Here is a 25,810-nt window from a genome sequence, read left to right as displayed (position 1 = left end):
GGTTAGACGTTTGACGTTTTCTCCGTCGAGTTTTGTGGCGAACCTCTCCCGTTGCCCGTCTCCACCGGCAGGCCCGCCGCTTCCCATTCGGGATATCCGTCCTCGAGCCTGACGGCGGGAATGCCGTGCCGGTGCATCGTCCTGACGGCTTCATCGGCGAACACGCAGTACGGGCCGCGGCAGTAAGCGGCGACGGTGACGCCCTCCGGCAGGTCCTGGAGCCGTTCGGCCAGCTCCTTCACCGGGATCGAAACGGCGCCGCTGATGTGCCCTGACCGGAACTCCGGCTCGGGGCGGACGTCAAGCACGATCACGTCCCCGCCGTCCATCCGGTCCTTCAGCTCGGTACGGGTCAGCGTGCTCAGTGCGGATCTGTCCCCGAGATAGGCGGCCGCGAGGTCGCTGAGGTTTGCAAGATGGTCCGAGGCGACGAGCCGGACGGCCGCCCAGAGCTGGGCCACGCCGGGTCCGCTGAGGCGGTAGTAGATCCGGGTGCCGTCCCGGCGCGAGTGCACCAGGCCGGAGCGCAGCAGGAGCTGGAGGTGCTGCGAGGTGTTGGCGATGCTTTGCCCGATTTCCTGGGCTATTTCGTCCACCGGACGTTCGCCTTGGGCGAGGACGTCCACAATCTCGGCCCGCCTGCCGCTGCCCAGGACCTTCGCTACGGAAGCGAGTGCGTCGAACAGATCATCCTTGGCTTTCCGGTCGCCCATGTGTTGCCCCTGCCGCAGGTTTATTCAAGTAAGTACTTGACAACATATGCCTGCCGGGAGTGATGTTCAAGTGTTCACCGTCGACCGCGCCGACCTTGAAGCCGAGGTCAAAGATCGCGCCCTAGCGCGGCTGGCGGGCGCCGAGCCGCTGCACGGCCAGGGCCAGCCACAGCTGCACACGGTCAGGGGTCTGCGAGGGGTCGTAGCCGCTCAGTTCGGTGATCTGCGCCAGCCGGTACCGCACGGTGTTGCGGTGTAGCGTCAGGGCCTCGGCCACTGCCGCCACCGAGCCGTTGTGGTTCAGGTAGCTCTCCAGAGTGGCCACGAGTTCGGAGCCGTGCGCGGCGTCGAACTTCTGCAGGGGAGTGAGGGCTTCGGCGGCCATGTCCGCCAGCGGAACGTCCTCGCTGGCCAGCAGCAGCGACGTGAGGCTGAGCCGTTCGGGTTCGTTGACGGGCAGGCCGTGGGCTACGGCGTCGCGGGCCTCGAAGTAGCTCCACCGCACGCCGTTGGGCTTCGTGTACGCGCCGCCTATCCCGATCAGCGCGTGGATCCCGGCTTCCAGCAGGTGCTCGCTAAGGTCCTTGGCCAGCGCGCTCGCGGAGGTGCCGTCGTCGGGCACCACCGTCACGAGGTCCTTCCCGACGACGGCGCTCACCGCCCCGTCGAGCGATTGCGGCAGGGAGGTGCTGCCGAGCTGTTTGTGGTGGGCGCTGGACACCGCCAGCAGAACCACGTTCTTGCGTGTGCTGTTGATCCCGACGCCGGCGAGGCGGCGTGCCGCCTCGATCGTGTCCAACGTGCCGTGGATGACGTCGTCCAGCACCTGCCCCGCCAGGGCCCGCTGGCTCTGGCGCTGCTTGACCATGTTGTTCAGCTCGACGCTGATGAGGTTCTGCGCGTAGCCGATGATTCCCGTGTCGCCGAAAGGGTGGCGCAGCCAGAGCGTGCAGGCGTCGCGCCGGCCGGTGGGGATCGGGTAGGAGGACCAGTTTTCGGTGGTCGGGGCCGGGGCGCCCGGGGCGCTGTTGTAGAGCTGGGCGCTGAACTGGGTGAGCGCGACGTCGGTGCGCAGCATGCTGCCCAGCTGCTTGAGCAGTTCGCCGAGCCCGCCGCCGGTGAGCAGTGCGCGGGCCAGGATCTGGTGGCCGGCGATGAGGCGCTCCAGTTTGGAGTAGTGGTCGGCGGACTGGGAATCGGCCACGAGCTTGCCGATGGCGATGAACGGGGTTTCGTAGGGCACTTCCACCAGCGGCAAACCCCAGCGGTTGGCCTCCGCGACCAGCGCCGGCGGGACGCTTTCGTGGCTCAGGCCTGTGCCGAAGCCGATGCCGACAGCGCCGGCGCGCTGCACCTGGCGCACGAAGCGGCGCTGTTCCGTGGCGCCGTTGAGCCGCAGGCCCGTGGTGAGGATTAGTTCGCCGCCGTTGAGGAAACGCTGCGGATCCTCCAGCTCTGTTACCGCCACCCAGCGGATGTCGGAGTTCCAGGTGGTCTCCGCGAGCCCCGCCTTCCGGAGGTTCAAGGACTGTACGGCCAGCAGCGCGGCGAGGGACATTGCCATGGAAAAAAGGATAGCCCTGCTCTGGTCATTCGCACTAAGAGCGCCTGCGCCGGGTGTGCAGCTGGCTATTCCTTACAGCGAGGCGCTGGCTTAGGCTCGAATGTGCTGTAAACAACACCCAGCTGTAGACAGCACCGTGCTGCCAACAACACCTAGACACCGAAAGAGGGTTGTACACCGTGGTCCAAACCTTGCAGAACTTCATCAACGGGGAGTTCGTCACGCCCGCAGGCACCGAGCTGCTGGACGTCGTGAACCCGACGAACGGCGAAGTGGTCGCAAAGTCGCCCATTTCGGTGTCCGCGGATATCGACGCCGCCATGAACGCGGCCAAGGAAGCATTCACCACGTGGAAGCACGTGACCCCCGGCCAGCGCCAGCTGCTGCTCCTCAAGCTCGCCGACGCCGTCGAGGCCAACAGCGATGAGCTTGTTGAAGCCCAGCACCGCAACACCGGCCAGGTCCGCTCCCTGATCGCCTCCGAGGAAGTCGCCGCGGGCGCGGACCAGCTCCGCTTCTTCGCCGGCGCCGCGCGCCTGCTCGAGGGCAAGTCCGCCGGCGAGTACTTCGAGGGCCACACCTCCTACGTGCGCCGCGAACCGATCGGCGTCGTGGCCCAGGTGGCCCCGTGGAACTACCCCTTCCTGATGGCAATCTGGAAGCTCGGCCCGGCCCTGGCCGCGGGCAACACCGTGGTCCTCAAGCCCTCGGACACCACCCCCGAATCCACCCTGGTGCTGGCCCGCCTGATCGGCGGGATCTTCCCGGCCGGCGTGGTCAACGTGGTCCTCGGCAACGCTGCCACCGGCAGCCTGATGACCGAGCACAAGGTTCCCGGCCTGGTGTCCATCACCGGTTCCGTGCGTGCCGGCATCGCGGTCGCCTCGAGCGCGGCGAAAGGCCTCAAGCGCGCCCACCTGGAGCTCGGCGGCAAGGCCCCGGCCATCGTGTTCAAGGACGCCGACATCAAGAAGAGCGCCGCGGCCATCGCCGAGTTCGCCTTCTTCAACGCCGGCCAGGACTGCACTGCCATCACCCGCGTGCTGATCGAGGACTCGGTCCACGACGAGGTGGTCTCGGCGATGGTCGAACACACCAAGACGCTGCAGACCGGTTCGCAGAACGACGAAGACAACTACTTCGGCCCGCTGAACAACGTGAACCACTTCAACGCCGTCAGCTCCGTGGTGGAGCACATCCCGGCGCACTGCAAGATCGAAACCGGCGGCCACCGCGCGGGTGAGAAGGGCTTCTTCTTCGAACCCACCATCATCACCGGTGCCCACCAGGACGATGACATCGTCCAGAAGGAAACCTTCGGCCCGGTCATCACGGTCCAGAAGTTCACCACCGAGGCCGAGGCCGTCGAGCTGGCCAACGACGTCGAATACGCCCTGGCCTCCAGCGTCTGGACTACCGACCACGGCACCGCCATGCGCGTCAGCCGCGACCTGGACTTCGGCGCAGTGTGGATCAACACCCACATCCTGCTGACCGCTGAAATGCCGCACGGCGGCTTCAAGCAGTCCGGCTACGGCAAGGACCTCTCCATGTACGGCGTCGAAGACTACACGCGCATCAAGCACGTCATGTCCTCCCTCGACGCCTGAAAACCCGAGACTTTTCGAGATTCAGCAAAGAAAGAAACACCAATGACTGCAACCGCACCTGAGCTCACTTACCGCCTTGAGCAGAAGCGCAACATCAACGGCGCCTTCCCGGGCCCGAAGTCCCAGGAACTGGCCGCCCGCCGCTCCGCCGTCGTCGCCGCCGGTGTCGCCTCCGGCGTCCCGGTCTACGTTGAGGACGCCGACGGCGGCATCATCCGCGACGTCGACGGCAACTCCTTCATCGACCTCGGCTCCGGCATTGCCGTGACGAGCGTCGGCGCCTCCGACCCCGCCGTCGTCGCCGCCGTCCAGGAAGCCACCGCGCACTTCACCCACACCTGCTTCATGGTGACCCCCTACGAGGGCTACGTCGCCGTCGCCGAGCAGCTGAACCGCCTCACCCCGGGTGACCACGAAAAGCGCACCGTGCTGTTCAACTCCGGCGCCGAAGCCGTGGAAAACGCCGTCAAGGTGGCCCGCCTCGCCACCGGCCGTGACGCCGTCGTCGCTTTCGACCACGCCTACCACGGCCGCACCAACCTGACCATGGCGCTCACCGCCAAGGCCATGCCGTACAAGACCAACTTCGGCCCGTTCGCGCCCGAGGTCTACCGCATGCCGATGAGCTACCCGTTCCGCGAGGAAAACCCGGAGATCACCGGCGCCGAGGCGGCCAAGCGCGCCATCCTCGCCATCGAGAAGCAGATCGGCGGCGACCAGGTTGCCGCGATCATCATCGAGCCGATCCAGGGCGAGGGCGGCTTCATCGTCCCGGCCGAGGGCTTCCTCCCGGCCCTGGCCGCCTGGGCCAAGGAAAAGGGCATCGTCTTCATCGCCGACGAGGTCCAGTCCGGCTTCTGCCGCACCGGTGAATGGTTCGCAGTGAACCACGAAGGTGTTGTCCCGGACATCATCACCATGGCCAAGGGCATCGCCGGCGGCATGCCGCTGTCCGCCATCACCGGCCGCGCAGACCTGCTCGACGCCGTCCACCCGGGCGGCCTGGGCGGCACCTACGGCGGCAACCCGGTTGCCTGCGCCGCAGCCCTCGCTGCCATCGGCACCATGGAGCAGTACGACCTCAACGCCCGTGCCCGCCACATCGAAGAGCTGGCCTTCGGCAAGCTCCGCGAACTGGCTTCGGAAGTTTCCGTGATCGGCGACATCCGCGGCCGCGGCGCGATGCTGGCCATCGAGCTCGTGCAGCCCGGCTCCAAGGAACCGAACCCGGAACTGACCAAGGCCGTTGCCGCCGCCTGCCTCGCCGAGGGTGTCATCATCCTCACCTGCGGCACCTACGGAAACGTCATCCGCCTGCTGCCGGCGCTGGTCATCAGCGACGACGTGCTGCTGGACGGCCTCGACGTCCTGGCCAAGGCCATCAAGGCCCACGCCTAGCCAATAGTCCTCCAGACGGACAAAGACGTCTGGCCTCGCAAAAGAGCGGACACAGCGATCCTGTGTCCGCTCTTTGCGTTAACTCCTAGCGGGAGAGAACCACCCGCTTCGAGTGACCGTGCCCGTCGAGCGCGAACTCCAGGGTCAGCGGTGCCGTGCCGATGAGCGTGACCCCCGGATCGGAGTCGACGACGGCGGAGGCCGCCACGCCGTCGAGCGTCACCCGGGCGAGGGGCTGGGTGCGGCTCGGGTCCGAGAGCGCAACCGTCACCTTCCCGGTCTCCTCGCGGACCGCGAGCGAGCACGGACCGCTGCTGGTGACGCCCCGGACCGGCTGCCCAGCTGGGGTGGCGGCGAAGAAGTTCGCAAGCAGCAGGCCCTGGCTGGCGTCCCGGACCATCTGGGCGGTGGCGTTGTTGGCCAGGACCGTGATGCTCGGTTCGTCGGATTCCGTGAAGGTCACTTGGTGCCCGGCGCCGGGGAAGGCAATGTAGGCGTAGCCGCCGCCCTGCGGGTCCGTGCCGTGGTGGTGGGTGATGGTGACGTAATCGCGGGTCTTGGTTTCCTCGTTGCCGCCGGTGTCCGAGCCGGAGTTGATGCTCTTCCAGTCGCCGGTGCGGCGGGTTACCTGCACATCGATGTCGCCGCTGACGTTTTCCCCTGGGAGGAAGACGTAGCCGCCGTGCCCCATGATGTGCACGTTGCGCCTGGCCTTGACGGCGGCGCCGCCCACCGCCAGGACGCGGTTCCGGCTGTCGGTACGGATCTCCGGCACGGTGCCGGGCGCGAAGGAGCGGTTGTCCACGGTGGTGAACACCTGGTACCCGGACGCCGAGGTGATCCCGGCGCCCAGGCACACCACTTTGTCGTCCAGGAAGAACCAGGACTTCCGGGCGCTGAGGGTCTTGTTGAAGTTCAGGTGGTCCATGCCCTGGATGCCCCAGCGGCCGTCGAGGTCCAGGCCGCCGGCGAAGGCCTGGAACGCCCGGGGGATGCCCGTGCCGTTCGCGGCACCGCTCTGCCGGGGCTCCGCCGTCACGGTGGTGCCGGGCAGCCGGTAGGGGTCCACGGTGGGCCAGAAGTCGGCGCTGTACTGGTCCGGGGCGGCCGGGATGTAGTAGAAGGTCAGTCCGTCGCCCTGGTACCAGCCGAGGTTGTTCTCGAAGTTGCCCCATTCGTAGCGGCCGATCCGCTTCGAGGAGATGTTGACCACCGCGCTGAAGCCCGGGCGGTGGTGGACCAGGCGGTCCTGGTCCCCGAACGCCTTCGTGTACACCGGTGCGGGGGCGGCGACGACGGCGGTGTCGGCCAGCGCGGACGTCACCAGCAGGGACTTGGCGATGCTTTGGCCCGGCAGTCCGTACAAGGTGAGGCTGGCGCGCTGCAGCCAGCCCTTGACGAGCGAGAGGTAGCGGCCGCGGTACGGCTCGCCGGCGCCGGGTGCCAGCAGGAGGATGGTGGTCAGGGCGGCGGCGCCGTCCACGTAGTCGGGGTTCTTCTGCCGGGACACGGCACGGCCGCGCACGGCGTCCATCATCCGGCCGTTCCAGATGAACGGGGCGTAGGAGGCTTCCACGGCGTCCAGGACCACGGACTTCTTCGGGTCCGTGACATCCCAGACGCTGCCGCCCAGCAGGCCAAGGATCTCGGCGATGCCGCCGAGCGTCACCACGCCGTAGGTGCCCACGTAGGGCAGGTACGTGTGCTGGACGAAGGAGCCGTCGGTGTAGAAGCCGTCGCCGCTGGTGACGTAGCCGAACACACTGTTCCGGCCGCCGCCCACGGTGTCGCTCAGGGCGTCGCGGGCCAGCGCGACCTCGTCGGGGCGTCCGTCCAGCATGCCGCGCAGGGCGCAGGAGAGCGCCTTGTCCGTCCGGTTCGCACCGGTTTCGGCGAAGCTGGTGCCCTTGCCACGCCAGTTGGGGTTCGGCGTGAAGTAGCGGACCGCGGCCATCAGGGCGGTGCGCAGTTCGGCCGGGACGACGTCGTACAGCAGGACCAGGATGTCCGCGGCCTTGCGGGGCACACCGATTTCCCAGAACCACCAGTTGCCCGCGGCAGGCATGCCTACCTTATACGCCGTGGTGCTCAGGTAGGACAGTGCGGACACCAGTTCCGCCGCGAGGGCGGCATCACCGTGCTGTGCTGAGCCTGTGGTGCTGTAGGCCAGGGCGAGCTCGTAGACGCGGTTGAAGCTCACGCCCATGTTGCCGGTGGCGGCCGCTGCGCTGCCGATTCCGGTGAGGGGCAGGTCCGCCCACAGCCCCGAGGTGCCGCTCGGCACGATCATGGAATTCCGGGCGGCAGCGGCGCTCGCACTCATGGCGTCCAGGGCCGCGGCGAGTTCCGGGACGGTGGCGGCGCTGCCGTCGCCGGCCAACATCAAACGGCGGCGCGCGATGAGGTCCGCCAGCGGGTTTTCGCTGGCGACGGCGGCGGTCTGTGCGGTGCCGGCGAACATTGCTGCGGCTCCCATCACGGTGAGGAGGGTACGGCGGTTCAGTTCGAAGGGGGACTGTTTGAAGGGGGACAAGCGTGCCTCCGGGTCGTGGGGGAATCTTTGCCCCGGGAATGGCCGGCGAGCAAAGAAGGGTGATCGGGGTCACGTTATGTCCGGATCTGTGCACCCTCAATGCAAATGAACAAAAGTGCTCAGAACGCTCTGACATGCAACCGCGGCACGCCACCCGGGACACTGGGCAGCCAGCGGCGGAAACCGTAGAGTTCACCCTACGGAATTGCCGTTGCCGAGCTACCCAAAGAGGGGTAATTAGATGCGATACGTCGTTGGTTATTCGTCCAATGAGCGCGGCGCGGACGCCGTTGCCCTTGCCTCCTCGCTCGCGCGGGCCCAGGACGCCTCCCTGGACATCGTCCACGTCGTGGATCCGCACGTTCCCTATGCCGGGCCCCGTCCCGATGAGACCCCCGCGACCGAGGCCGAAGAGCTTGTGCTCGCCGCCGCGAGGGAGAGCCTGGCGTTGGTGCCCGACGGCGTCGAGGCCGCCTTCCGCGCCCTTCCCGCCGAATCCTTCGCCGCCGGACTGATCGAGGCGGCCGGGGACGACGCCGGGCTGATCGTGGTGGGCGCAGCCAGCAACGGACTGTTCAAGCGCTTCACCGTGGGCAGCGTGGCCAATGCCCTCCTGCATGCCTCGCCGGTGCCCGTCGCCTTGGCCCCGCGCGGCTACAACCGCACCGAGCCTGTCACCCGCTTCACCTTGGCCACCGGGCAGCGCGCTGGAGCGGACGCCGCGATCGGCACGGCCATCGGGGCGGCCAACCGGCGCGGCGTGCCTCTGCGACTGGTTTCCCTCGTGACCCTCGACGCCGGACCGGACGAGAGCGGCGAAGCCACCAACGCCGCCCACCGGCATGCCAACACCGTCCTCAGTGACGCAGCCCACCGGCTGCCGGAGGGGCACGACGTGAGTGTCGCCGTCGCGCACGGACGCAACATCGAAGAAGCGATCGACAGCCTGGAATGGCAGGAAGGCGAGGTGCTGATCATCGGCTCCTCGCGCCTGGGCGAGAAGAACAAGCTGTTCATCGGCAGCACCGCGAACAAGATCCTGCGCGCCTTGCCGGTTCCGATGGTGGTGGTTCCGCGCGATTACGAGCGCGTGGACTCGATGCCCATCTAGGCGGTATGTGCCGGCGTGGCCCGGGCCTGCCTGCGGAAGGCGGCGTTCCTGCGCGCGGTGCGGAACATGTCCACCGTGAGCAGCGCCAGGGCGAACCACACGATGCCGAAGCCGATCCAGCGCGCCGTGGTCATGGCTTCGTGCATCACCGTGAGGGCCACGATGAACTGGAGCAGCGGGGCGAAGTACTGCAGCATGCCGATGGTCGTTAGCGGCAGCCGGCTGGCCGAGGCGCCGAAGAACACCAGGGGTACGGCGGTGATCACGCCGGAAGAGAGCAGCAGCCAGAAGTGTCCGGCCCCGTGGTTGCCCAGCGTGGCGCTTCCGCCCAGGCCCAGGAGCAGCATCGTGGCGCCGGCGAAGGGGGCCAGCACCACGGTTTCCACCGTGAGGCTGGTGACGGCGTTCAAGCGCGGGCCCACCCGCTTCTTCACGAAGCCGTACAGCCCGAAACTGAACGCCAGGGCCAGGGCGATCCACGGCAGTTTGCCGTAGGAGACGGTCAGGACGGCGACGGCGGCGAAGCCGATCCCGACGGCGGCCCACTGCAACGGGCGGAGGGTTTCCTTCAGGACGAAGACGCCCAGGAGCACGGAGACCAGCGGATTGATGAAATAGCCCAGGGATGCCTCGACGGCCTGATTCGTGGTGATCCCGTAGGTGTAGGTCAGCCAGTTCACGGCGATGAGCAGCGCTGCCACCACCAGGGGCAGGAAGATGGTGCGGTCCCTGAACGCGGTGGCCAACTGTCCCCAGTTGCGGGTGACGGCGATGAGGACGGCGCAGAACAGCAGCGACCAGACCACGCGGTTGGCCACGATTTCCACCGCCCCGGCGGGCTGCAGCAACAGGAAGTACAGCGGCAGCAGTCCCCACAGCCCGTAGGCGCCGATCCCGTACAGGATGCCCGACGTCGTCTCGCTACGCGCGGCCTTCGCCGTTCCGGCCGCCTTCACGGCCGGGAGACCCGAGGCGGCAGCCGCGGAGGCCGGGATCTGGGCGGGCAGGGAGAGCGGAGCGTGTTCGGGCGTAGGCACAGAACCAATAACATCACGTCCCGGCGGGGTATTCCTGAACGGCCGGTCGGAAGGCTGTCCGGGACCCGGGACATTGGAACCGCCGGGCCCGTGTCACGTGGCTTCGCGTACGGGCTTCCGCGCGGCCGGTGGGGAATAGACTGGGGCCCTGCACGCCATTGCGGCAGGGGTTTCGTCTGACGGAGGGTCCATGGTGTCCAACTCGGAAAACAGCTCCACTCGTCCACTGCGCGTTGCCATCATCGGCGCGGGCCCGGCCGGTGTGTACGCCGCGGACATCCTGAGTAAATCCAGCGAGGTCAAGGATGGCAACCTCGAAGTCAGCATCGACCTTTTCGAGGCGTACCCCGCCCCGTACGGTCTAATCCGCTATGGCGTGGCCCCGGACCATCCCCGCATCAAGGGCATCGTGAACGCCCTGCACAAGGTGCTGGACCGCGGCGACATCCGCTTTTTCGGCAACGTCACCTACGGCCGCGACCTCACCCTGCACGACTTCCGCTCCTTCTACGACGCCGTCATCTTCTCCACCGGCGCCATCAAGGACGCGGACCTCAACATCCCCGGCATCGAACTCGAGGGCTCCTACGGCGGCGCCGACTTCGTGTCCTGGTACGACGGGCACCCGGACGTGTCCCGCGAATGGCCGCTGGAGGCGAAGGAAATCGCGGTCATCGGCAACGGCAACGTGGCCCTGGACGTTGCCCGGATGCTGTCCAAGCACGCGGACGACCTCCTGGTCACCGAAATCCCGGACAACGTCTACGCCGGGCTGAAGGATTCCCCGGTCACCGACGTGCACGTCTTCGGCCGCCGCGGCCCCGCCCAGGTGAAGTTCACGCCCTTGGAACTGCGCGAACTGTCCCACTCCAATGACGTGGACATCGTGCTCTACCCGGAGGACTTCGAGTTCGACGAAGCCTCCGACGAGGCCATCCGCAGCAACAACCAGATCAAGACCATGGTGAACACACTCACCAACTGGCTCGTGGAGGAACACACCGAATCGGAGCAGCCCTCCTCCCGCCGACTGCACCTGCACTTCCTGCACAGCCCGGTGGAGATCGTTTCGGAGAACGGCTCCGGCAGGGTGTCCGGGATCAAGTTCGAACGGATGCAGCTGGACGGCACCGGCAACGTCAAGGGCACCGGCGAGTTCGTCGACTACCCGGTGCAGGCCGTCTACCGCGCCATCGGCTACCACGGCTCGGCGCTGGATGAGCTGGAGTACGACGCCCGCCGCGGCGTCATTCCGAACGACGGCGGCCGCGTCCTGGGCGCCGACGGCAAGCCGGTGCCGGGCGTCTACACCACTGGCTGGATCAAGCGCGGCCCGGTGGGCCTGATCGGCCACACCAAGGGCGACGCGCTGGAGACCATCGGGTTCCTGCTGGAGGACCGGCTCTCCCTGCCGCCTGCGGAAACCCCGGAACCCCAGGCCATCGTGGACCTCCTTGAGGAACGCGGCATCGAATACACCACCTGGGAAGGCTGGAACAAGCTCGATGCGCACGAAGTAGCCCTGGGCGCGGCGTGGACCGCCGACAACCCGGACGCCGGCGTCGTCCGCGAACGCATCAAAGTGGTCCCGCGCGAGGACATGATCGGGATCTCCCGCGCCTGAGGCTTTCCGGCTAAGCTGTCCGGACGGGCTTCCAGCCGGAACAGCGCCTGCCAGTGGGAGATCGATGAAGAACCCCCTCCACCCCGCGGCCCATGGGAACGAACCCCGTGGGCTGGTGCAGCGGCACGCCCGGACGGCGCACGAGCATCTGGCCGCCGGCAGTCTCTCCCTTCCCGACGACGGCCGCGCCCTGCCCGGCCTGCGCCCGCTGGTCCGGGAGTCCTGGCAGCGCTCCGTCGCCCTGCGCGCCAACCCGGACACCGCCGCCGCGCCCCTGGCCATGGACATGGACGAGCTGGAGGACTACCGCAGCGGGCACCCGCTGGCCGCCGTCATGCCGGTGATCCGCAGGCTCCTCGTGCAGCCCGGCCAGGACGGCGGCCTCGTGGTCGCGGTGGGCGACGGCCTCGGCCGGTTGCTCTGGGTGGACGGCGACCCGGCCCTCCGGCGCCGGGCGGAAAGCATGTTGTTCGTGGCAGGCGCCGACTGGTCCGAAGCATCCGTGGGAACCAGCGCTCCCGGCACGGCCCTGGCCTTGCGGCGCAGCATCCAGATTTCCGGCGCGGAACACTACACGCGGGCCGTCCACCCGTGGAGCTGTACGGCCGTTCCCTTCCATGACCCGGACACCGGGGCGCTGCTCGGCGTCGTGGACATCACCGGCACGGAAGCCGCCGTCGCACCCCACACCCTGTCCCTGGTCGAGGCGACCGTCGCTGCAGCCCAGGCGCACCTCCGGATTGAACGGCTGCAGCAGGCACGGGACACCGTCCCCCGAAAGACGCCGCAGGGCGGCGGCCGGTCGACGGCGCGGAAGGACCCGGACCCGTTGTACCGCAACAGCCTCCAGCTCCTCGGCCGTGAACAGGCCCTGCTCAGCATCGCGGGCCGGACGGTCCAGCTGTCCGGCCGCCACAGCGAGATCCTCGCCCTCCTGAGCCTGCACCCGGACGGGCTTAGCGCGGACGAACTCTGCGGCCTGCTCTACCCGGGCGACGGCTCGACCGTCACCCTCCGGGCCGAGATGGTGCGGCTGCGCAAGGTCCTGCAGGAGCTCAGCCCGGACGCCGTGCCCGGTTCGCGCCCGTACCGGCTGCCGGTCGAACTGTTCCCCGACTCCGGCCAGGTCCTGGGCTGCCTGCAGCGCGGAGCGCACCGGATCGCCCTGGAGATCTACCGCGGCGCGGTGCTGCCGCGCTCGGAGGCACCCGGCGTCGTCGAGCTCCGCCAGCGCGTCTCCAGCCTCCTGCGCGAGGCTGTCCTCACCGACGGCAGCGCGGATTCCCTCCTCAAGTACGCGGCCCTGCCGGAGGCAGCGGACGACGCCGGGGTGCGGCTTGCCGCCCTCAAGCTGCTGCCGCCCCGCTCACCCAGGCGGGCCGCCGTCGTCGCCGAACTGGAACGGATCGACAGCGAACTGTCGGCTTGACCGGATTACCGGCGCCAGGCGCAGCCATGCAACGTTGCTGCAACCTTCCCGCTCCTACGCTCGAGGCAATGGCGGAAGCCACCATCATGCGCAGCAAAGGAGCTAGCAATGACTGTTTATGCACAGCCAGGGGCCGACGGTTCAAAGGTCACGTTCAAGGACCGCTACGAGAACTGGATCGGCGGGGAATGGGTTGCCCCGGTCAAGGGCCAGTACTTCGAAAACATCACCCCCGTGACCGGCAAGGCGTTCTGCGAGGTGGCCCGAGGCACGGCGGAGGACATCGAACTGGCCCTGGACGCCGCGCATAAGGCCGCACCCTCATGGGGCAAGACCTCGGGCACGGAACGCGCCTCCGTCCTGAACAGGATCGCCGACCGCATCGATGACAACGTCGAACTGCTGGCCGTGGCCGAGACCTGGGACAACGGCAAGCCGGTCCGGGAGACCCTGAACGCGGACATCCCGCTCGCGGCGGACCATTTCCGCTACTTCGCCGCCGCCATCCGTGCCCAGGAAGGCCACCTCTCCCAACTCGACGACGACACCACGGCCTACCACTTCCACGAACCGCTCGGTGTGGTGGGCCAGATCATCCCGTGGAACTTCCCGATCCTGATGGCCGTCTGGAAGCTCGCCCCGGCGCTGGCCGCCGGCAACACCGTGGTCCTCAAGCCTGCGGAGCAGACCCCGGCGTCCATCCTGGTCCTGGTCGAGCTCCTCGCCGACTTGCTTCCCGCCGGCGTCGTGAACGTCGTCAACGGCTTCGGGGTCGAGGCCGGCAAGCCGCTAGCCTCCAGCCCCCGGATCCGCAAGATCGCCTTCACAGGAGAGACCACCACGGGCCGGCTCATCAGCCAGTACGCCGCCAACAACCTGATCCCGGTCACCCTGGAACTCGGCGGCAAGAGCCCGAACATATTCTTCGAGGACGTGGCCGCCCAGGACGACGCCTTCTACGACAAGGCCCAGGAAGGCTTCACCCTCTTCGCCTTCAACCAGGGCGAAGTCTGCACCTGCCCGTCGCGCGCCCTGGTGCAGGAGGGCATCTACGATTCCTTCATGGCCGACGCCGTGGCCCGCACCAACAGGATCATCCAGGGCAACCCGCTGGACACCGCCACCCAGATCGGCGCCCAGGCCTCCAACGACCAGCTGGAGAAGATCCTCTCCTACATCGACATCGGCAGGCAGGAAGGCGCCAAGGTGCTCACCGGCGGTGCCCGGGCCGAGCTCCCCGGGGACCTGGCCGGCGGCTACTACGTGCAGCCCACCATTTTCGAAGGGCACAACAGGATGCGGATCTTCCAGGAGGAGATTTTCGGCCCCGTGGTGTCCGTGACCCGGTTCAGTGACTACAACGACGCCATCGGCATCGCCAACGACACCCTCTACGGACTCGGCGCCGGGGTGTGGTCCCGCAACGGCAACGTAGCCTACCGGGCCGGCCGGGAGATCCAGGCCGGCCGTGTCTGGGTGAACAACTACCACGCCTACCCGGCCGGTGCGGCGTTTGGCGGCTACAAGTCCTCCGGCATCGGACGCGAGAACCACGCGATGATGCTCGAGCACTACCAGCAGACCAAGAACCTGCTGGTCAGCTACAACGAAAACAAGCTGGGCTTCTTCTAAGCCATGGCACAGGCACTAGAGGCCGCCGTGACGCTGCCCGGGGAGGACTTCTCCCGGGTGGCGCTCACGGCGGCGGCCCTTGACCTGCTCCGCACGCTCCGCCGCCAGCACGGGCCACTGATGTTCCACCAGTCCGGGGGCTGCTGCGACGGCTCCTCGCCGATGTGCTACCCGGCGGGTGAGTTCACCACGGGGGAGTCCGACGTGCTGCTGGGCGTCTTCGAGATCGACGACGGCGGGCCGCGCAGCGGCTTCGACGAGGGCGGTCCTTCCGGCGGCGGGGACGTGCCGGGGGACTTCTGGTCCTTGGAATTCTGGATGTCCCGCGAACAGTTTTCCTACTGGTCGCACACCCATCTGACCGTGGATGTGGTGGACGGCCGGGGCAGCGGATTCTCGGTAGAGGCACCCGAAGGCAAGCGCTTCCTGATCCGCTCAAGACTGATGGATTGGCCGGTACCCGGGGCGTAGCATGACCCGGCGATTTGACGGTATCCCCACCTGTGGCGACTAGACTGGGCTGTTCCGAATCCGCGAACTTGAGGGGAATCATGTCCAACGTCGGCGTGAACGGACCACCAGCAACTGAATCAGCCATCGGGGGAAACACCACAAAACGGCGCGGCCGCAGGGCCGCAGTGGTCGTCGGGACACGCAAGGGAACCGGCCGGTTCCGTGCCAACGCCGCCATCGGGGTCCCGGTGCTGGCAGTCACAGCGGCGGCAGGAATCGCCCTCGCAGCCCAGGCCGGCGCCTTCGACGGGTGGACCGGGAAAACCGGCCAGGCCGCCGCCGACGGCCCCAGACAAGTGGCGGACGCGGACCGCAGCCCCGCCCTCCCCGAGCCCGGCCCCTCCGGAAAGGCCGGGGACTCCCAGACTGGCAAGCGGGAAACGAAGAAACCCTCGGCTAAGACCGGCAGCCAGTCCGAAGTCAGCCAGGCCCAGGCCCAGGCCCCGGAGCCCGCTGGAGCCGCCTCCGCCGGAACCGTGCCGCTCGCCGGAACCGTGCCGCTCGCCGGGCAGGCGCCATGGCAGCCGGCACCGGCCGACGGCGGATCCGCCCCCGGCCCGGCAAGCGGCAACCCGCCGCTCAGCCCCGCACCGGCCAGTCCTGTACCCGACAGCGGAACATCCGGAGGGTCCGCCGAATCGGGCGAAGGCGATTCGGACGAGGTCGAATCACGCACCACGGAATCCGCCAGCACGTCTCCCGCGCCCAGCACCAAGGCAGCGCCCGCACCAAGCACCGAGTCCGTGCCGGCACCAACACCGACCCTTAGTCCGCTGCCCCTCCCGCTGCCGTCCTTGCTGCCCTCCGTGCTCAACACCGGCACCGGAATCGTCTCCGTGGAGAGCAGCCTTCTCGGCAAGTGATCCACGGTGATTCGCAGCGCGACACGCCGGAGTTGTCTCACTATGCGGGACAAAAGTGGAGGTCCACTGTATGGACACTACAGTTGGTGAGTCTGTTTCACGTACCCGTCAAGATTGTGAACCTACTATGAACCTCTTCCGGACCAAGTCGATCGAGCAGTCCATTGCGGACGCCGATGAACCCGGACGCAAACTCAAGCGCTCACTCAGCACCTGGGACCTGATGATCATGGGCGTCGCCGTTGCTGTCGGCGCCGGCATCTTCTCGGTCGGTGCCAAGGCTGCGGCAAACTTCGCGGGCCCCGCGGTGACCATCTCCTTCGCGGTCGCCGCGGTGACCTGTGCGCTCGCCATCATGTGCTACGCGGAATTCGCCACCGCCATTCCGGTGGCGGGCTCGGCCTACGTCTTCACCTACGCCACCATGGGCGAGGTCCTGGCCTGGATCATCGGCTGGAACCTGATCCTCGAACTCTTCACGGCCGCGGCGGTGATCGCCAAGTACTGGGGCATCTACCTCAGCAAGGTGTTCGGCCTCATGGGCGTGGACATGCCGCCCGCGCTCACCATCGGCGGGGTGGACCTGTACTGGGGTGCCTTCCTCATCGTCGCCGTGTTCACGCTGCTGCTGGTCCTCGGAACCAAGCTTTCGGCCCGCGTGGGCAACATTTTCACCCTGATCAAGATCGGCGTGGTGCTCTTCGTCATCATTGTCGGATTCACTTACGTGAACGTCGCCAACTACACGCCCTTCGTCCCGGACTCCGTCCCCACGGCAGCCAGCGACGGTGCCAACGTGCTGAAGCAGTCCTTCTTCGGCTTCCTCACCGGTGCCGTTCCCGCGCAGTACGGCACGCTGGGCATCTTCGCCGGCGCTGCCCTGGTGTTCTTCGCGTTCATCGGCTTCGACGTGGTGGCAACCTCCGCCGAAGAAGTCAAGAACCCGCAGAAGACCCTCCCGCGCGGCATTTTCGGCGGACTCGCGCTGGTGACGCTCCTCTACATCCTCGTCTCCCTGGCCCTGACCGGCATGGTTCCCTACACCCAGCTTGCCGAGGCCGAGAGCCCCACCCTGACCACAGCCTTCGAAGCCGTCGGCAACACGGACGCCGCCAAGGTCATCGCCTTCGGATCCCTGATCGGCCTCACCACCGTGATCATGGTGCTGCTCATGGGCCTGGCCCGCGTGGTCCTGGCCATGAGCCGCGACGGCCTGCTCCCGCGCGCCCTGTCCCGGACCAGCGACAAGCACGCAACCCCGGCACGCCTCCAGATCATCTGCGGCACCGCCGTCGCCCTCGTGGCGGGCCTGACCAACGTCGACCTGCTTGAGGAAATGATCAACATCGGCACGCTGTCCGCGTTCGTGATGGTGAGTCTGGGCATCCTGGTGCTGCGCAAGAAGCGTCCGGACCTGAAGCCTGCGTTCCGTGTGCCGTTCGGCAAGGTGCTCCCGGTCGTCTCGGCGGTCCTCTGCCTGTACCTGATGACCAACCTCGCGGTGGAGACGTGGATCTTCTTCGCCATCTGGCTCGTCATCGGCATCGCTATCTACTTCTCCTACGGCCAGCGCCACTCGCGCCTCAACGAGAAGTTCGCCGAAGCCCGCAGTGCGGTGTCCGGGAGCGGATCCGCTTCCGCGGGCGGCTCCGCATCCGACGACGAAGACGACCTCAGCAGGGTCTGATTACTGCTGCTTCACCGTCCATCGATGGCCGCTTGGAACCTCCGGGTTCCGGGCGGCCATTGGCGTTTCACGGGGCGGCGTGCTTGGTGACCCAGTCCACCAGGGGCCGCAGCACCTCCCAGCGGCTTGCGATCTCACCGGCAGCCGCCGGGGTGGACAGCCAGTCGGGTTCACCGAGTTCAAGCCCGGCGGACAAGGCCTTGTGCTTCAACAGCTCGGCCCGCGGATGATCTTTGTCGAAACCGCGGGGCACGGTTTTCAGTTTCTCGCCGCCGAGGGAATAGCCCGCTTCGGTGATCTGCGAGACGATCCCTTCCAGTTCTTCCCCGCTGGCAGGGGCAGCCACCGACTCGCGGAAGCGGGCCAGTTGGGCGGGGCTGTAGGTATGGCAGCCGCCGCCCAGCGTGAGGCCGTCGGCGGCGAGGTGGAGATAGAAGCCCAGCCCTTCCTGTTCCGCTGCGAAGGCGCCCTGGGCGGTCTTGTACGGTGATTTGTCCTGCGAGAAGCGGACGTCGCGGTAGGGACGGAAAATCTTCGCCGGCCCGAACTGCGGCTCCAGCTGTTCAAGGAGCGCCGTGAGCGGCTCCTTCACCGCGGCGTCATAGGTGTCCTTGTGTTCCAGCCACCACTCGCGGTTGTTGTTCTGTTCGAGTTCGGCGTAGAAGCTGAACGCTTCGCGCGGAATGCCCTGAAATGTGTTCATGCAAGGAATCCTAGGGACCGCACGCCGGACGGCACAGGGGCGGCGACCGCTATGTGGAAGAACGCCGCTATGTGGAGAACGCGCCCATGTGGAGGACCTTAAAGGACAAGCACCCCGCCACGAACGATTCGTGGCGGGGTGCTTGCCCGGTGCCGGTCAGGCCCGGCGCCGTGGACTACTTCTTCAGGTCGAAGCGGTCGTTGTCCATGACCTTTGCCCAGGCCTTGGCGAAGTCGGTAACGAACTTCTCCTGAGCGTCGTCGGAGGCGTAAACCTCGGCGAGGGCGCGCAGTTCGGAGTTGGCACCGAAGACCAGGTCCACGCGGCTGCCGGTCCAGCGGCCGTCAGTGGTCGTGTAGGTCTTCTCTTCGGCGTCCGGGGTCCACTCGAGGCCGAGTTCGAGCAGGTTGACGAAGAAGTCGTTGCTCAGGGTGCCCGGGCGGTCGGTGAGGACGCCCTGCTGGGAACCGTCCCAGTTGTTGCCCAGGACGCGGAGGCCGCCGACCAGGACGGTCAGTTCCGGTGCGGACACGTTCAGCAGGTTGGCGCGGTCGATCAGCAGGTACTCGCTGGGCAGGTTCAGGAAGCCGCTGTCGTAGTTGCGGAAACCGTCGGCAACCGGCTCGAGCCAGGCGAACTGCTCGGTGCTGGTCTGCTCCTGGGTGGCGTCCACGCGGCCCGGGGTGAACGGGACGGTGATGACGTGGCCGGCAGCCAGGGCAGCCTGCTCCACGCCCACGCCACCGGCGAGGACCACGACGTCGGCGAAGGAGACCTTGACCTCGGAGGAAGCGTTGAAGTCGGCGACAACCTCTTCGAGCTTGGCGATGACCGGCTTGAGCTTCTCCGGCTGGTTCACGGACCAGCTGACCTGCGGCTCCAGGCGGATGCGGCCGCCGTTGGCGCCGCCGCGCTTGTCCGAACCGCGGAAGGAAGCTGCTGCCTTCCAGGCGGTGGAGACGAGCTCTTCGACGGACAGGCCGGAAGCGGCGATCTTCTCCTTGAGGACGGCGATCTCGGCTGCACCGATGGTCTTGGCCGGTGCCGCGGGCAGCGGGTCCTGCCAGATCAGGTCCTCGGCCGGAACTTCCTTGCCGAGGTAACGGACCTTCGGGCCCATGTCACGGTGGGTCAGCTTGAACCAGGCGCGGCCGAAGGCGTCTTCCAGGGCGCCAAGGTCGTCCTTGAAACGGCGGGAGATGGCCTCGTAGGCCGGGTCGGTACGCAGGGCGAGGTCGCTGGTGAGCATGCGCGGTTCACGGGTGCCGGAGCCGGCATGTGCTTCCGGAACCAGGTCGGCGCCGCCGTTGTTCACCGGACGCCACTGCTTGGCGCCGGCCGGGGACTCCATGAGCTCCCACTCGTAGGCGAAGAGGATGTGCAGGAACTCGTTGTCCCAGCGGGTCGGGTGGTAGGTCCAGGTGACCTCCAGGCCGGAGCTGACGGTGTCAGCGCCGTGGCCGGTGCCGTGGCCGTTCTTCCAGCCGAAGCCCTGCGCTTCCAGCGGTGCGGCCTCCGGGTCGGCGCCGATCTTGTCGTCCTTGTGGGCGCCGTGGGTCTTGCCGAAGGTGTGGCCACCGACGATCAGGGCGACGGTTTCCTCGTCGTTCATGCCCATGCGGCGGAAGGTTTCGCGGATGTCGCGGGCCGAAGCCAGCGGGTCCGGGTTGCCGTTGGGGCCTTCAGGGTTGACGTAGATCAGGCCCATCTGGACTGCGGCCAGCGGCGCCTGGAGGTCACGGTCACCGGTGTAGCGCTCGTCGTCGAGCCACACCTTCTCCGGGCCCCAGTACACGTCATCGTCGGCTTCCCAGACGTCCGGGCGGCCGCCGGCGAAGCCGAAGGTCTTGAAGCCCATGGTCTCCAGGGCCACGTTGCCGGCCAGGATCATCAGGTCGGCCCAGGAGATGGACTGGCCGTACTTCTTCTTGACCGGCCACAGCAGGCGGCGGGCCTTGTCGAGGCTGACGTTGTCCGGCCAGGAGTTCAGGGGCGCGAAGCGCTGCTGGCCGGCGCCGCCGCCACCGCGGCCGTCGTGCGAGCGGTAGGTACCGGCAGAGTGCCAGGCCATGCGGATCATGAAGGGGCCGTAGTGACCGAAGTCGGCGGGCCACCATTCCTTGGAGTCGGTCATGACGTCGGCCAGGTCGGCCTTCACGGCGTCAAGGTCCAGGTTCTTGAAGGCCTCGGTGTAGTTGAAGCCGGAGTCGAGCGGGTTCGACACCACCGGGTTCTTCGCCAGGATCTTCAGGTTGAGCTTGTTCGGCCACCACTCGCTGTTCGGGGCGCCCTTGGTGGGGTGTACACGGCCGCCATGCGCTACGGGGCACTTGGCAATGGTGCTCTCAGACACAGTTTTCCTTCCGGGGTTTGGTTTACAGAGGTAGTCCAGCCGGGCCGAAGCCGTCCGGTCGCGGTGCGGCCAGCGGTTAAGGCGTCGGCTGAAGTTCTTTGGCCTGACAGTCCTGGCAGATTCCCTGGTACAGGACGTCCGCGATCTGGATGGTCATCGGCTTTGAGTGCTCATCCCAATGCGGTGTCAGGCAAGGCGCGTGGCCAACGGCGCAATCCACGTCCTCCACCCGGCCGCATATGGTGCACACGGCGTGGTGGTGGTTGTCTCCCACCCGGGTTTCGTACAGCGCCGGGGAGTGCGGGGGTTCGAAGCGGCGCACCATGTCAAGTTCGGTGAGGTCGCTCAGCACCACGTAGACCGACTGCGCCGTCAGTTCCGGGAGTTCCTTCCGCGCGGCGGCGAGGATTCCCTCCGCCGGCGAATGGGGATTGCGTTCGACGGCGGCCAGGACGGCGAGCCGTTGCTTGGTGACACGGCGGCCGTGGGCATGCAGGGCCGCCGCCCATGCCTGCTGTTCGGCCGTGTGATCTGTCATGCACCCATTGAAACACTTATTTTGAGAAGATCACAATAAGGCGCGGCTAACTTCCGGCAAATCTTCCAAGGATTCCAAAGGGTTGCGTTCCTCGCCCGCGGAACGGCCCAGCGCATGCAGCTCGAGGCGCGCCGCCGGGTCCGCCGCCTCGGTCAGGACGCAGCTGTACCCGGTGGCCCCGTTTCCGGTGGGCAGTTCCTCCAGGGCGGCGGCCAGGGACAGGAGCGACGACGGCGGCAGCCCGGCGACGGCGTCGACGGCCGGTTCCGGGACCAGGACCCGGTGGTGGGCCGTGTCGCCGGGGCCGGGCACCCAGGCGACCTTGCGGGAGTCCGGGCCGGGGACGTCGGGGGCGTCCGCCGCTCGCGCCGCCGAGGCGCGCTGCAGGGCGGACCGCAGCGAGGCATCCAGTTCATCGAAGGGACCGGCGGCCCGACGTCGGTGGGCCGGCAGTGCGAGTTGCGTGCCCGGCGTCGTGGTTTCCCCGGACCAGCGGGCGAAGAGGTGGAAACCGGGCGTGGAGGATTCGGCGGCGGGTTCGCCGATCGCGGAGCCCAGCGGGTGCCAGCGGAACGGGAACATGATGGTGCAGAGGTTGCTGTGGAGCACCTCGTCCAGGGCGGCACGGGCTGCGGAATAGCAGTGCAGCCAGTCGGCGGCAGACTCTTCGGTGAACGCGGTTGCGGGGTCGCTAAGGCGCACCATGAAGTGGCCTTCCGTGAGCGGAGTCCGCGGGCGCGCGACTTCCCACATGCTCGAACGGAAGAGCAGGCGCCGTGCGATGGGCATGCCGTCTCCTTTCCCCCGACTCCGGAGCCTAGCAAGTGACGGCGCTATCCGGGAGTCGGCTACGCAATTCTGGATAGGGTAGGGCAGTGGCAAAACTTCTGGCAGATATCACCCCGCTTCGCGAAAGTCCGGCGTTCCGGCGGCTCTGGCTGGGATCTTCCGTTGCCGCCGTCGGCTCCCAACTCACCCTCGTGGCGGTCAGCCTGGAGGTGTACCGCGTCACCCAACAGAGCCTTTATGTCGGCCTGTTGAGCATTTTCGCCCTCGTGCCGCTGGTGGTAGCCGGCCTCTTCGGCGGCGCCGTTGTGGACGCCTTCGACCGCAGGAAAGTGGCCATTGCCGCGTCCCTTGTGCTGTGGGTGAGCACCGCCGGACTGGCCCTGCAGGCCTGGCTGGGCCTGGGCAACGTTTGGATCCTCTACTTCCTGGTGGCCGTCCAGAGCGGTGCCCAGGGCATTAACGCCCCGGCCCGCAGCGCCATTATCCCGCTGCTGGTCCGCAAGGAACTCCTGCCGGCCGCCAACGCCCTGAGCATGCTCACCATGGGCCTGTCCATGACGGCGGGGCCGCTGCTGGCTGGCGTCCTGGTGGCCACCATCGGCTTCGGCTGGACATACACGATCGACGTGCTGAGCTTCACCTTCGCCCTGTGGGGCCTGTTCAGGCTGCCCGCGCTGCCGCCGTCGAAGGGTGCAGGCCGGCCCGGGCTGCGCTCCGTGGTGGAAGGCTTTCGCTTCCTCGGCACCCGCCCTAACGTCCGCATGACCTTCGTAATCGACCTGATTGCCATGATCTGCGCCCAGCCGCGGGCCCTCATGCCCGCCATCGCGGCCACCATGCTCGGCGGCGGCGAAACCACCGTGGGTGTGCTGCTCGCGGCGACGGCGGTGGGGGCCTTCTTCGCCGGGCTGTTCTCCGGGCCGCTGGGCCGGGTCCGCCGGCAGGGCAGCGCCGTGGTCTGGTCGGTGGCCGGCTGGGGTTTCTCGATCGGTGCCTTCGGCCTGGTGGTGGTCCTAGCGGGCAGTTCCGGCCTGGGCGGAGTCACCTGGTGGCTACTCCCGGCCGCACTGTGCTGCGTGCTGGCCGGCGTCTCCGATTCGGTCAGCGCCGTCTTCCGGACCACCATCCTGCAGTCGGCCACGCCTGACCACCTGCGGGGCAGGCTGCAGGGCGTCTTCATCGTGGTGGTGGCCGGTGGGCCCAGGATCGGAGACATGCTGGCCGGCGGCGTCACCAAGGTGCTCAGCGAGGGCTGGGTGCTGCTGCTGGGCGGGGCGCTCTGCATCGTGGTGTCCTGGCTGGTCGCCCGGAGGCAGAAGGGTTTCCTGCGGTACGACGCCCACCACCCGCTGCCCTGACCCCCGGGCCCCGCGCGAAGGTCGCCGGCAGCGGAACGTCCGCGCCGCCGTCGGCGTTATACCGACCAGAAGACCAATCCTTCACGGGAAGAAAGCAGTGACGTGCACAAACATCACAACGGTCTGAAGACCGCAGCCCTTTTCGGCGTCCTTTGGGCGGTGCTGCTGGGCCTTGGCGCGGTGATCGGCGCGGGGACCCGCAGTTCGGCGCCCATCGTGATTATGGCGCTGATCGGTGTCGGCACCACAGCGTACGGTTACTGGAACAGCGACAAGATCGCGCTCCGCTCCATGCAGGCCTACCCGGTGACCGAAGCGCAGGCGCCCGGGCTGTACCAGATCGTCCGGGAACTGTCCGTCCGCGCGAACCAGCCGATGCCGCGGATCTACGTCTCGCCCACCATGACGCCGAACGCCTTCGCCACCGGCCGCAACCCGAAGAACGCCGCGGTCTGCTGCACCGAAGGGATCCTGCACACGCTGGACGCCCGCGAGCTGCGCGGCGTCCTCGGCCACGAGCTCATGCACGTCTACAACCGGGACATCCTGACCTCCTCGGTGGCCGCCGCCGTCGCCGGCGTCATCACCTCGGTGGGGCAGATGCTGCTGTTCTTCGGCGGCGGAGACCGCCGGAACGCGAACCCGGTGGCCATGATCGCGCTCGCCCTCCTGGCGCCGCTGGCCGCGTCCCTGATCCAACTGGCGATTTCCCGCACGCGGGAGTACGACGCCGACGAGGACGGTGCCGAGCTCACCGGCGATCCGCTGGCGCTCGCCTCGGCCCTGCGCAAGATCGATTCAGGGGTCGCACAGGTGCCGTTGCCGCAGGACCAGCGGCTGGTGAACGCCTCGCACCTGATGATCGCCAACCCGTTCCGCGGCGGAGTGATGACCAAGCTGTTCGCCACCCACCCGCCGATGCGCGAGCGTATCCAGCGGCTCGAACGGATGGCGGGGCGGCCCCTCGGGTAGGCGCGGCCCTTCCCGCGCCTTCGACGCGCCAAGTCTCCTTCGACGCACAAAATCCCTGGCGACACCCGAATTCCGGGGTCGCCAGGGATTTTGCGTATCGAAATTCTTAGGGCGCAGCGCGTCTTTAGCTGCGGAAGTTCACGAACTGCAGGTCGGCTTCCTCGAAGTTCTTCAGGATGGCCATGGTTGCCTGCAGGTCATCGCGGGACTTGGAGGTGACGCGGAGTTCGTCGCCCTGGATCTGCGACTTGACGGACTTGGGGGCTTCGTCGCGGATGATCTTGTTGATCTTCTTGGCGATGTCCTGAGCGATGCCTTCCTTGATGGTGCACTCCAGGCGGAACTCCTTGCCGGAGGGGTAGGGCTCGCCTTCGTCGAGGGACTTCAGGGAAATGCCGCGCTTGATCAGCTTGGACTGGAAGACGTCCAGGACGGCCTTGACGCGTTCCTCCGAGTTGGCCTTCATGAGGATCTTTTCGCCGCTGAAGTCGATCTCGGCGCCGACGCCCTTGAAGTCGTACCGCTGGGCGATTTCCTTCTGGGACTGGTTGAGCGCGTTGGCGACTTCCTGCTTGTCTACCTTGCTGACGACGTCGAATGTGGATTCGCCTGCCATGACTCTCCTTGGGAATGGGTGGGTGGATTGCGTTCCCGCGGTGCCGCCGCGGGCGCTCTTGTCTGCCAACCAGCCTAGTACCTGCGGTGCGGAAGGTGCAGCCTGAATCCCCTTGTTGGCGGGGTTCCACGTTTCACAGTTCGCTCACAGCACACGCACTGCCGGAACTGAGGGCCCGGGATGAGAGTTGTATCCGTTGGAGGAACCAATCCTTGGAGGAAACCCCCATGAGCAAGAACCCCGTACGCTACGTCACCCGCTCCGCCACTGCTGCCGCGACGACGATCGGCGTTGCCGCGGCTGCCGCGGGCACCGCCGTCGCTGCCGCCGCCGTCGCCGCGTCTGTGGTGCTGAGCCCGGCGCCCGACGCCGCCACCCGGATGGAGGGCGTGCATGCGGATCTGCAGCGGGCGGTGGAGCTGCGGCAGCTCACTGCCGAGCAGGCGGTGCGTTTCGAGGCGAAGCTGGCCGGCCGGATCCTCAGCGAGGCCTGAAGCCGTCGATGGCCCCGAAAAACCGTGGATTTCCGGGGTTCCTGCCCTCGATTCGATTCTTCGGCAGAAGTTCTGTAAGGTTGTCTTGCTCGCGGTTACGGGGACGGAAACGGAACTGTTGCGGTGAGTGATCTTCTTTTGAAGTTCGGCAGATTACCCGAGCGGCCAAAGGGGGCTGACTGTAAATCAGCTGGCACTGCCTACGGGGGTTCGAATCCCTCATCTGCCACCAAACGAGGAACCCCGCCTGCCCTGCGATACGCAGGGCAGGCG

General features: G+C 67.4%; 21 protein-coding genes and 1 tRNA gene. 13 read left to right on the top strand and 9 right to left on the bottom strand.

Features of this window, described 5'->3' with window-relative positions; all coding sequences use genetic code 11:
* Positions 1–2 precede the first annotated feature (2 nt).
* Both D3654_RS05955 and D3654_RS05950 read right to left on the bottom strand, forming a co-directional pair.
* Entirely contained in the window at positions 3–713 is a 711-nt protein-coding gene (locus D3654_RS05955; RefSeq protein ID WP_120520606.1) for an ArsR/SmtB family transcription factor, read from the bottom strand.
* Between the two features lie 121 nt (positions 714–834).
* Positions 835–2,277 carry a PucR family transcriptional regulator gene (locus D3654_RS05950; RefSeq protein WP_120520605.1) on the bottom strand — a complete coding sequence of 481 codons (1,443 nt, stop codon included), beginning with the start codon at positions 2,275–2,277 and terminating at the stop codon, positions 835–837.
* A gap of 179 nt (positions 2,278–2,456) precedes the next feature.
* Here D3654_RS05950 and D3654_RS05945 point away from each other — a divergent pair, with 179 nt between their 5' ends.
* Both D3654_RS05945 and gabT read left to right on the top strand, forming a co-directional pair.
* Positions 2,457–3,887, top strand: a complete 1,431-nt coding sequence (locus D3654_RS05945) for a gamma-aminobutyraldehyde dehydrogenase (protein WP_120520619.1) — start codon at positions 2,457–2,459, stop codon at positions 3,885–3,887.
* Positions 3,888–3,929: 42 nt separating this feature from the next.
* Positions 3,930–5,285 (top strand): 4-aminobutyrate--2-oxoglutarate transaminase, encoded by a 1,356-nt coding sequence (gene gabT, locus D3654_RS05940; RefSeq protein ID WP_120520604.1) that lies wholly within the window; start codon positions 3,930–3,932, stop codon positions 5,283–5,285.
* Between the two features lie 85 nt (positions 5,286–5,370).
* Here the strand turns inward: gabT and D3654_RS05935 are convergent, their stop codons facing one another.
* On the bottom strand, positions 5,371–7,818 hold the full coding sequence (locus D3654_RS05935; protein ID WP_245413105.1) for a polysaccharide lyase 8 family protein: 2,448 nt from the start codon (positions 7,816–7,818) through the stop codon (positions 5,371–5,373).
* Positions 7,819–8,059: 241 nt separating this feature from the next.
* Here D3654_RS05935 and D3654_RS05930 point away from each other — a divergent pair, with 241 nt between their 5' ends.
* Complete coding sequence (locus tag D3654_RS05930; protein ID WP_120520603.1) at positions 8,060–8,929, top strand: universal stress protein; 870 nt, start codon at positions 8,060–8,062, stop codon at positions 8,927–8,929.
* Here the strand turns inward: D3654_RS05930 and rarD are convergent.
* On the bottom strand, positions 8,926–9,966 hold the full coding sequence (rarD, locus tag D3654_RS05925) for an EamA family transporter RarD (RefSeq protein WP_120520602.1): 1,041 nt from the start codon (positions 9,964–9,966) through the stop codon (positions 8,926–8,928). The genes D3654_RS05930 and rarD overlap by 4 nt on opposite strands.
* 190 nt (positions 9,967–10,156) lie before the next feature.
* Between rarD and D3654_RS05920 the strand changes: the two genes are divergently transcribed.
* From D3654_RS05920 to D3654_RS05895, 6 genes are all read left to right on the top strand, one after another.
* Positions 10,157–11,590: an FAD-dependent oxidoreductase gene (locus D3654_RS05920; protein ID WP_120520601.1), complete on the top strand. Its 1,434-nt coding sequence runs from the start codon at positions 10,157–10,159 to the stop codon at positions 11,588–11,590.
* 64 nt (positions 11,591–11,654) lie between these two features.
* Positions 11,655–13,019: a helix-turn-helix domain-containing protein gene (locus tag D3654_RS05915; RefSeq protein ID WP_120520600.1), complete on the top strand. Its 1,365-nt coding sequence runs from the start codon at positions 11,655–11,657 to the stop codon at positions 13,017–13,019.
* A gap of 108 nt (positions 13,020–13,127) precedes the next feature.
* Positions 13,128–14,651 (top strand): acetaldehyde dehydrogenase ExaC, encoded by a 1,524-nt coding sequence (gene exaC, locus D3654_RS05910; protein WP_120520599.1) that lies wholly within the window; start codon positions 13,128–13,130, stop codon positions 14,649–14,651.
* A 3-nt stretch (positions 14,652–14,654) separates the two neighbouring features.
* A complete protein-coding gene (locus D3654_RS05905) occupies positions 14,655–15,122 on the top strand; it encodes a DUF779 domain-containing protein (protein ID WP_120520598.1) in 468 nt (155 codons plus the stop codon).
* Between the two features lie 80 nt (positions 15,123–15,202).
* Positions 15,203–16,027, top strand: a complete 825-nt coding sequence (locus tag D3654_RS05900; protein ID WP_120520597.1) for a hypothetical protein — start codon at positions 15,203–15,205, stop codon at positions 16,025–16,027.
* A gap of 127 nt (positions 16,028–16,154) precedes the next feature.
* Positions 16,155–17,714 carry an amino acid permease gene (locus D3654_RS05895; RefSeq protein ID WP_120520596.1) on the top strand — a complete coding sequence of 520 codons (1,560 nt, stop codon included), beginning with the start codon at positions 16,155–16,157 and terminating at the stop codon, positions 17,712–17,714.
* A 67-nt stretch (positions 17,715–17,781) separates the two neighbouring features.
* Here D3654_RS05895 and D3654_RS05890 read toward each other — a convergent pair whose 3' ends face one another.
* From D3654_RS05890 to D3654_RS05875, 4 genes are all read right to left on the bottom strand, one after another.
* The gene (locus tag D3654_RS05890) at positions 17,782–18,417 is read right to left on the bottom strand and encodes a DUF2461 domain-containing protein (RefSeq protein ID WP_120520595.1); all 636 of its coding nucleotides are present in this window, start codon (positions 18,415–18,417) and stop codon (positions 17,782–17,784) included.
* A gap of 175 nt (positions 18,418–18,592) precedes the next feature.
* A complete protein-coding gene (gene katG / locus D3654_RS05885; RefSeq protein WP_120520594.1) occupies positions 18,593–20,770 on the bottom strand; it encodes a catalase/peroxidase HPI in 2,178 nt (725 codons plus the stop codon).
* Between the two features lie 76 nt (positions 20,771–20,846).
* Positions 20,847–21,308: a Fur family transcriptional regulator gene (locus D3654_RS05880; protein WP_120520593.1), complete on the bottom strand. Its 462-nt coding sequence runs from the start codon at positions 21,306–21,308 to the stop codon at positions 20,847–20,849.
* 30 nt (positions 21,309–21,338) lie between these two features.
* Positions 21,339–22,097 (bottom strand): hypothetical protein, encoded by a 759-nt coding sequence (locus D3654_RS05875; protein WP_120520592.1) that lies wholly within the window; start codon positions 22,095–22,097, stop codon positions 21,339–21,341.
* 86 nt (positions 22,098–22,183) lie between these two features.
* Between D3654_RS05875 and D3654_RS05870 the strand changes: the two genes are divergently transcribed.
* Together D3654_RS05870 and htpX are read left to right on the top strand one after the other, a co-directional pair.
* Complete coding sequence (locus tag D3654_RS05870; RefSeq protein WP_120520591.1) at positions 22,184–23,455, top strand: MFS transporter; 1,272 nt, start codon at positions 22,184–22,186, stop codon at positions 23,453–23,455.
* Between the two features lie 102 nt (positions 23,456–23,557).
* Positions 23,558–24,427, top strand: a complete 870-nt coding sequence (gene htpX, locus D3654_RS05865; RefSeq protein WP_120520590.1) for a zinc metalloprotease HtpX — start codon at positions 23,558–23,560, stop codon at positions 24,425–24,427.
* 124 nt (positions 24,428–24,551) lie between these two features.
* Here the strand turns inward: htpX and D3654_RS05860 are convergent, their stop codons facing one another.
* Positions 24,552–25,043 carry a YajQ family cyclic di-GMP-binding protein gene (locus tag D3654_RS05860; RefSeq protein ID WP_120520589.1) on the bottom strand — a complete coding sequence of 164 codons (492 nt, stop codon included), beginning with the start codon at positions 25,041–25,043 and terminating at the stop codon, positions 24,552–24,554.
* A gap of 227 nt (positions 25,044–25,270) precedes the next feature.
* On the opposite strand from D3654_RS05860, the gene D3654_RS05855 reads away from it, so the two are divergent.
* Both D3654_RS05855 and D3654_RS05850 read left to right on the top strand, forming a co-directional pair.
* Positions 25,271–25,537: a hypothetical protein gene (locus tag D3654_RS05855; protein WP_120520588.1), complete on the top strand. Its 267-nt coding sequence runs from the start codon at positions 25,271–25,273 to the stop codon at positions 25,535–25,537.
* Positions 25,538–25,684: 147 nt separating this feature from the next.
* A tRNA-Tyr gene (locus D3654_RS05850) sits at positions 25,685–25,769 on the top strand.
* Positions 25,770–25,810: the final 41 nt, after the last annotated feature.

Source organism: Arthrobacter celericrescens (assembly GCF_003614925.1).
Taxonomy (GTDB): Bacteria; Actinomycetota; Actinomycetes; order Actinomycetales; family Micrococcaceae; genus Arthrobacter; species Arthrobacter celericrescens.
This window is presented reverse-complemented; position numbering and strand designations above follow the sequence as displayed.

Bases quoted from the DNA above. Each gene is read 5' to 3' on its own strand.
- exaC (WP_120520599.1), top strand. From the start codon at position 13,128: ATGACTGTTTATGCACAGCCAGGGGCCGACGGTTCAAAGGTCACGTTC.
- D3654_RS05955 (WP_120520606.1), bottom strand. From the start codon at position 713: ATGGGCGACCGGAAAGCCAAGGATGATCTGTTCGACGCACTCGCTTCC.
- D3654_RS05915 (WP_120520600.1), top strand. From the start codon at position 11,655: ATGAAGAACCCCCTCCACCCCGCGGCCCATGGGAACGAACCCCGTGGG.
- D3654_RS05890 (WP_120520595.1), bottom strand. From the start codon at position 18,417: ATGAACACATTTCAGGGCATTCCGCGCGAAGCGTTCAGCTTCTACGCC.
- D3654_RS05950 (WP_120520605.1), bottom strand. From the start codon at position 2,277: ATGGCAATGTCCCTCGCCGCGCTGCTGGCCGTACAGTCCTTGAACCTC.
- D3654_RS05930 (WP_120520603.1), top strand. From the start codon at position 8,060: ATGCGATACGTCGTTGGTTATTCGTCCAATGAGCGCGGCGCGGACGCC.
- D3654_RS05900 (WP_120520597.1), top strand. From the start codon at position 15,203: ATGTCCAACGTCGGCGTGAACGGACCACCAGCAACTGAATCAGCCATC.
- D3654_RS05920 (WP_120520601.1), top strand. From the start codon at position 10,157: ATGGTGTCCAACTCGGAAAACAGCTCCACTCGTCCACTGCGCGTTGCC.
- D3654_RS05855 (WP_120520588.1), top strand. From the start codon at position 25,271: ATGAGCAAGAACCCCGTACGCTACGTCACCCGCTCCGCCACTGCTGCC.
- D3654_RS05895 (WP_120520596.1), top strand. From the start codon at position 16,155: ATGAACCTCTTCCGGACCAAGTCGATCGAGCAGTCCATTGCGGACGCC.
- D3654_RS05860 (WP_120520589.1), bottom strand. From the start codon at position 25,043: ATGGCAGGCGAATCCACATTCGACGTCGTCAGCAAGGTAGACAAGCAG.
- D3654_RS05880 (WP_120520593.1), bottom strand. From the start codon at position 21,308: ATGACAGATCACACGGCCGAACAGCAGGCATGGGCGGCGGCCCTGCAT.
- D3654_RS05905 (WP_120520598.1), top strand. From the start codon at position 14,655: ATGGCACAGGCACTAGAGGCCGCCGTGACGCTGCCCGGGGAGGACTTC.
- gabT (WP_120520604.1), top strand. From the start codon at position 3,930: ATGACTGCAACCGCACCTGAGCTCACTTACCGCCTTGAGCAGAAGCGC.
- D3654_RS05875 (WP_120520592.1), bottom strand. From the start codon at position 22,097: ATGCCCATCGCACGGCGCCTGCTCTTCCGTTCGAGCATGTGGGAAGTC.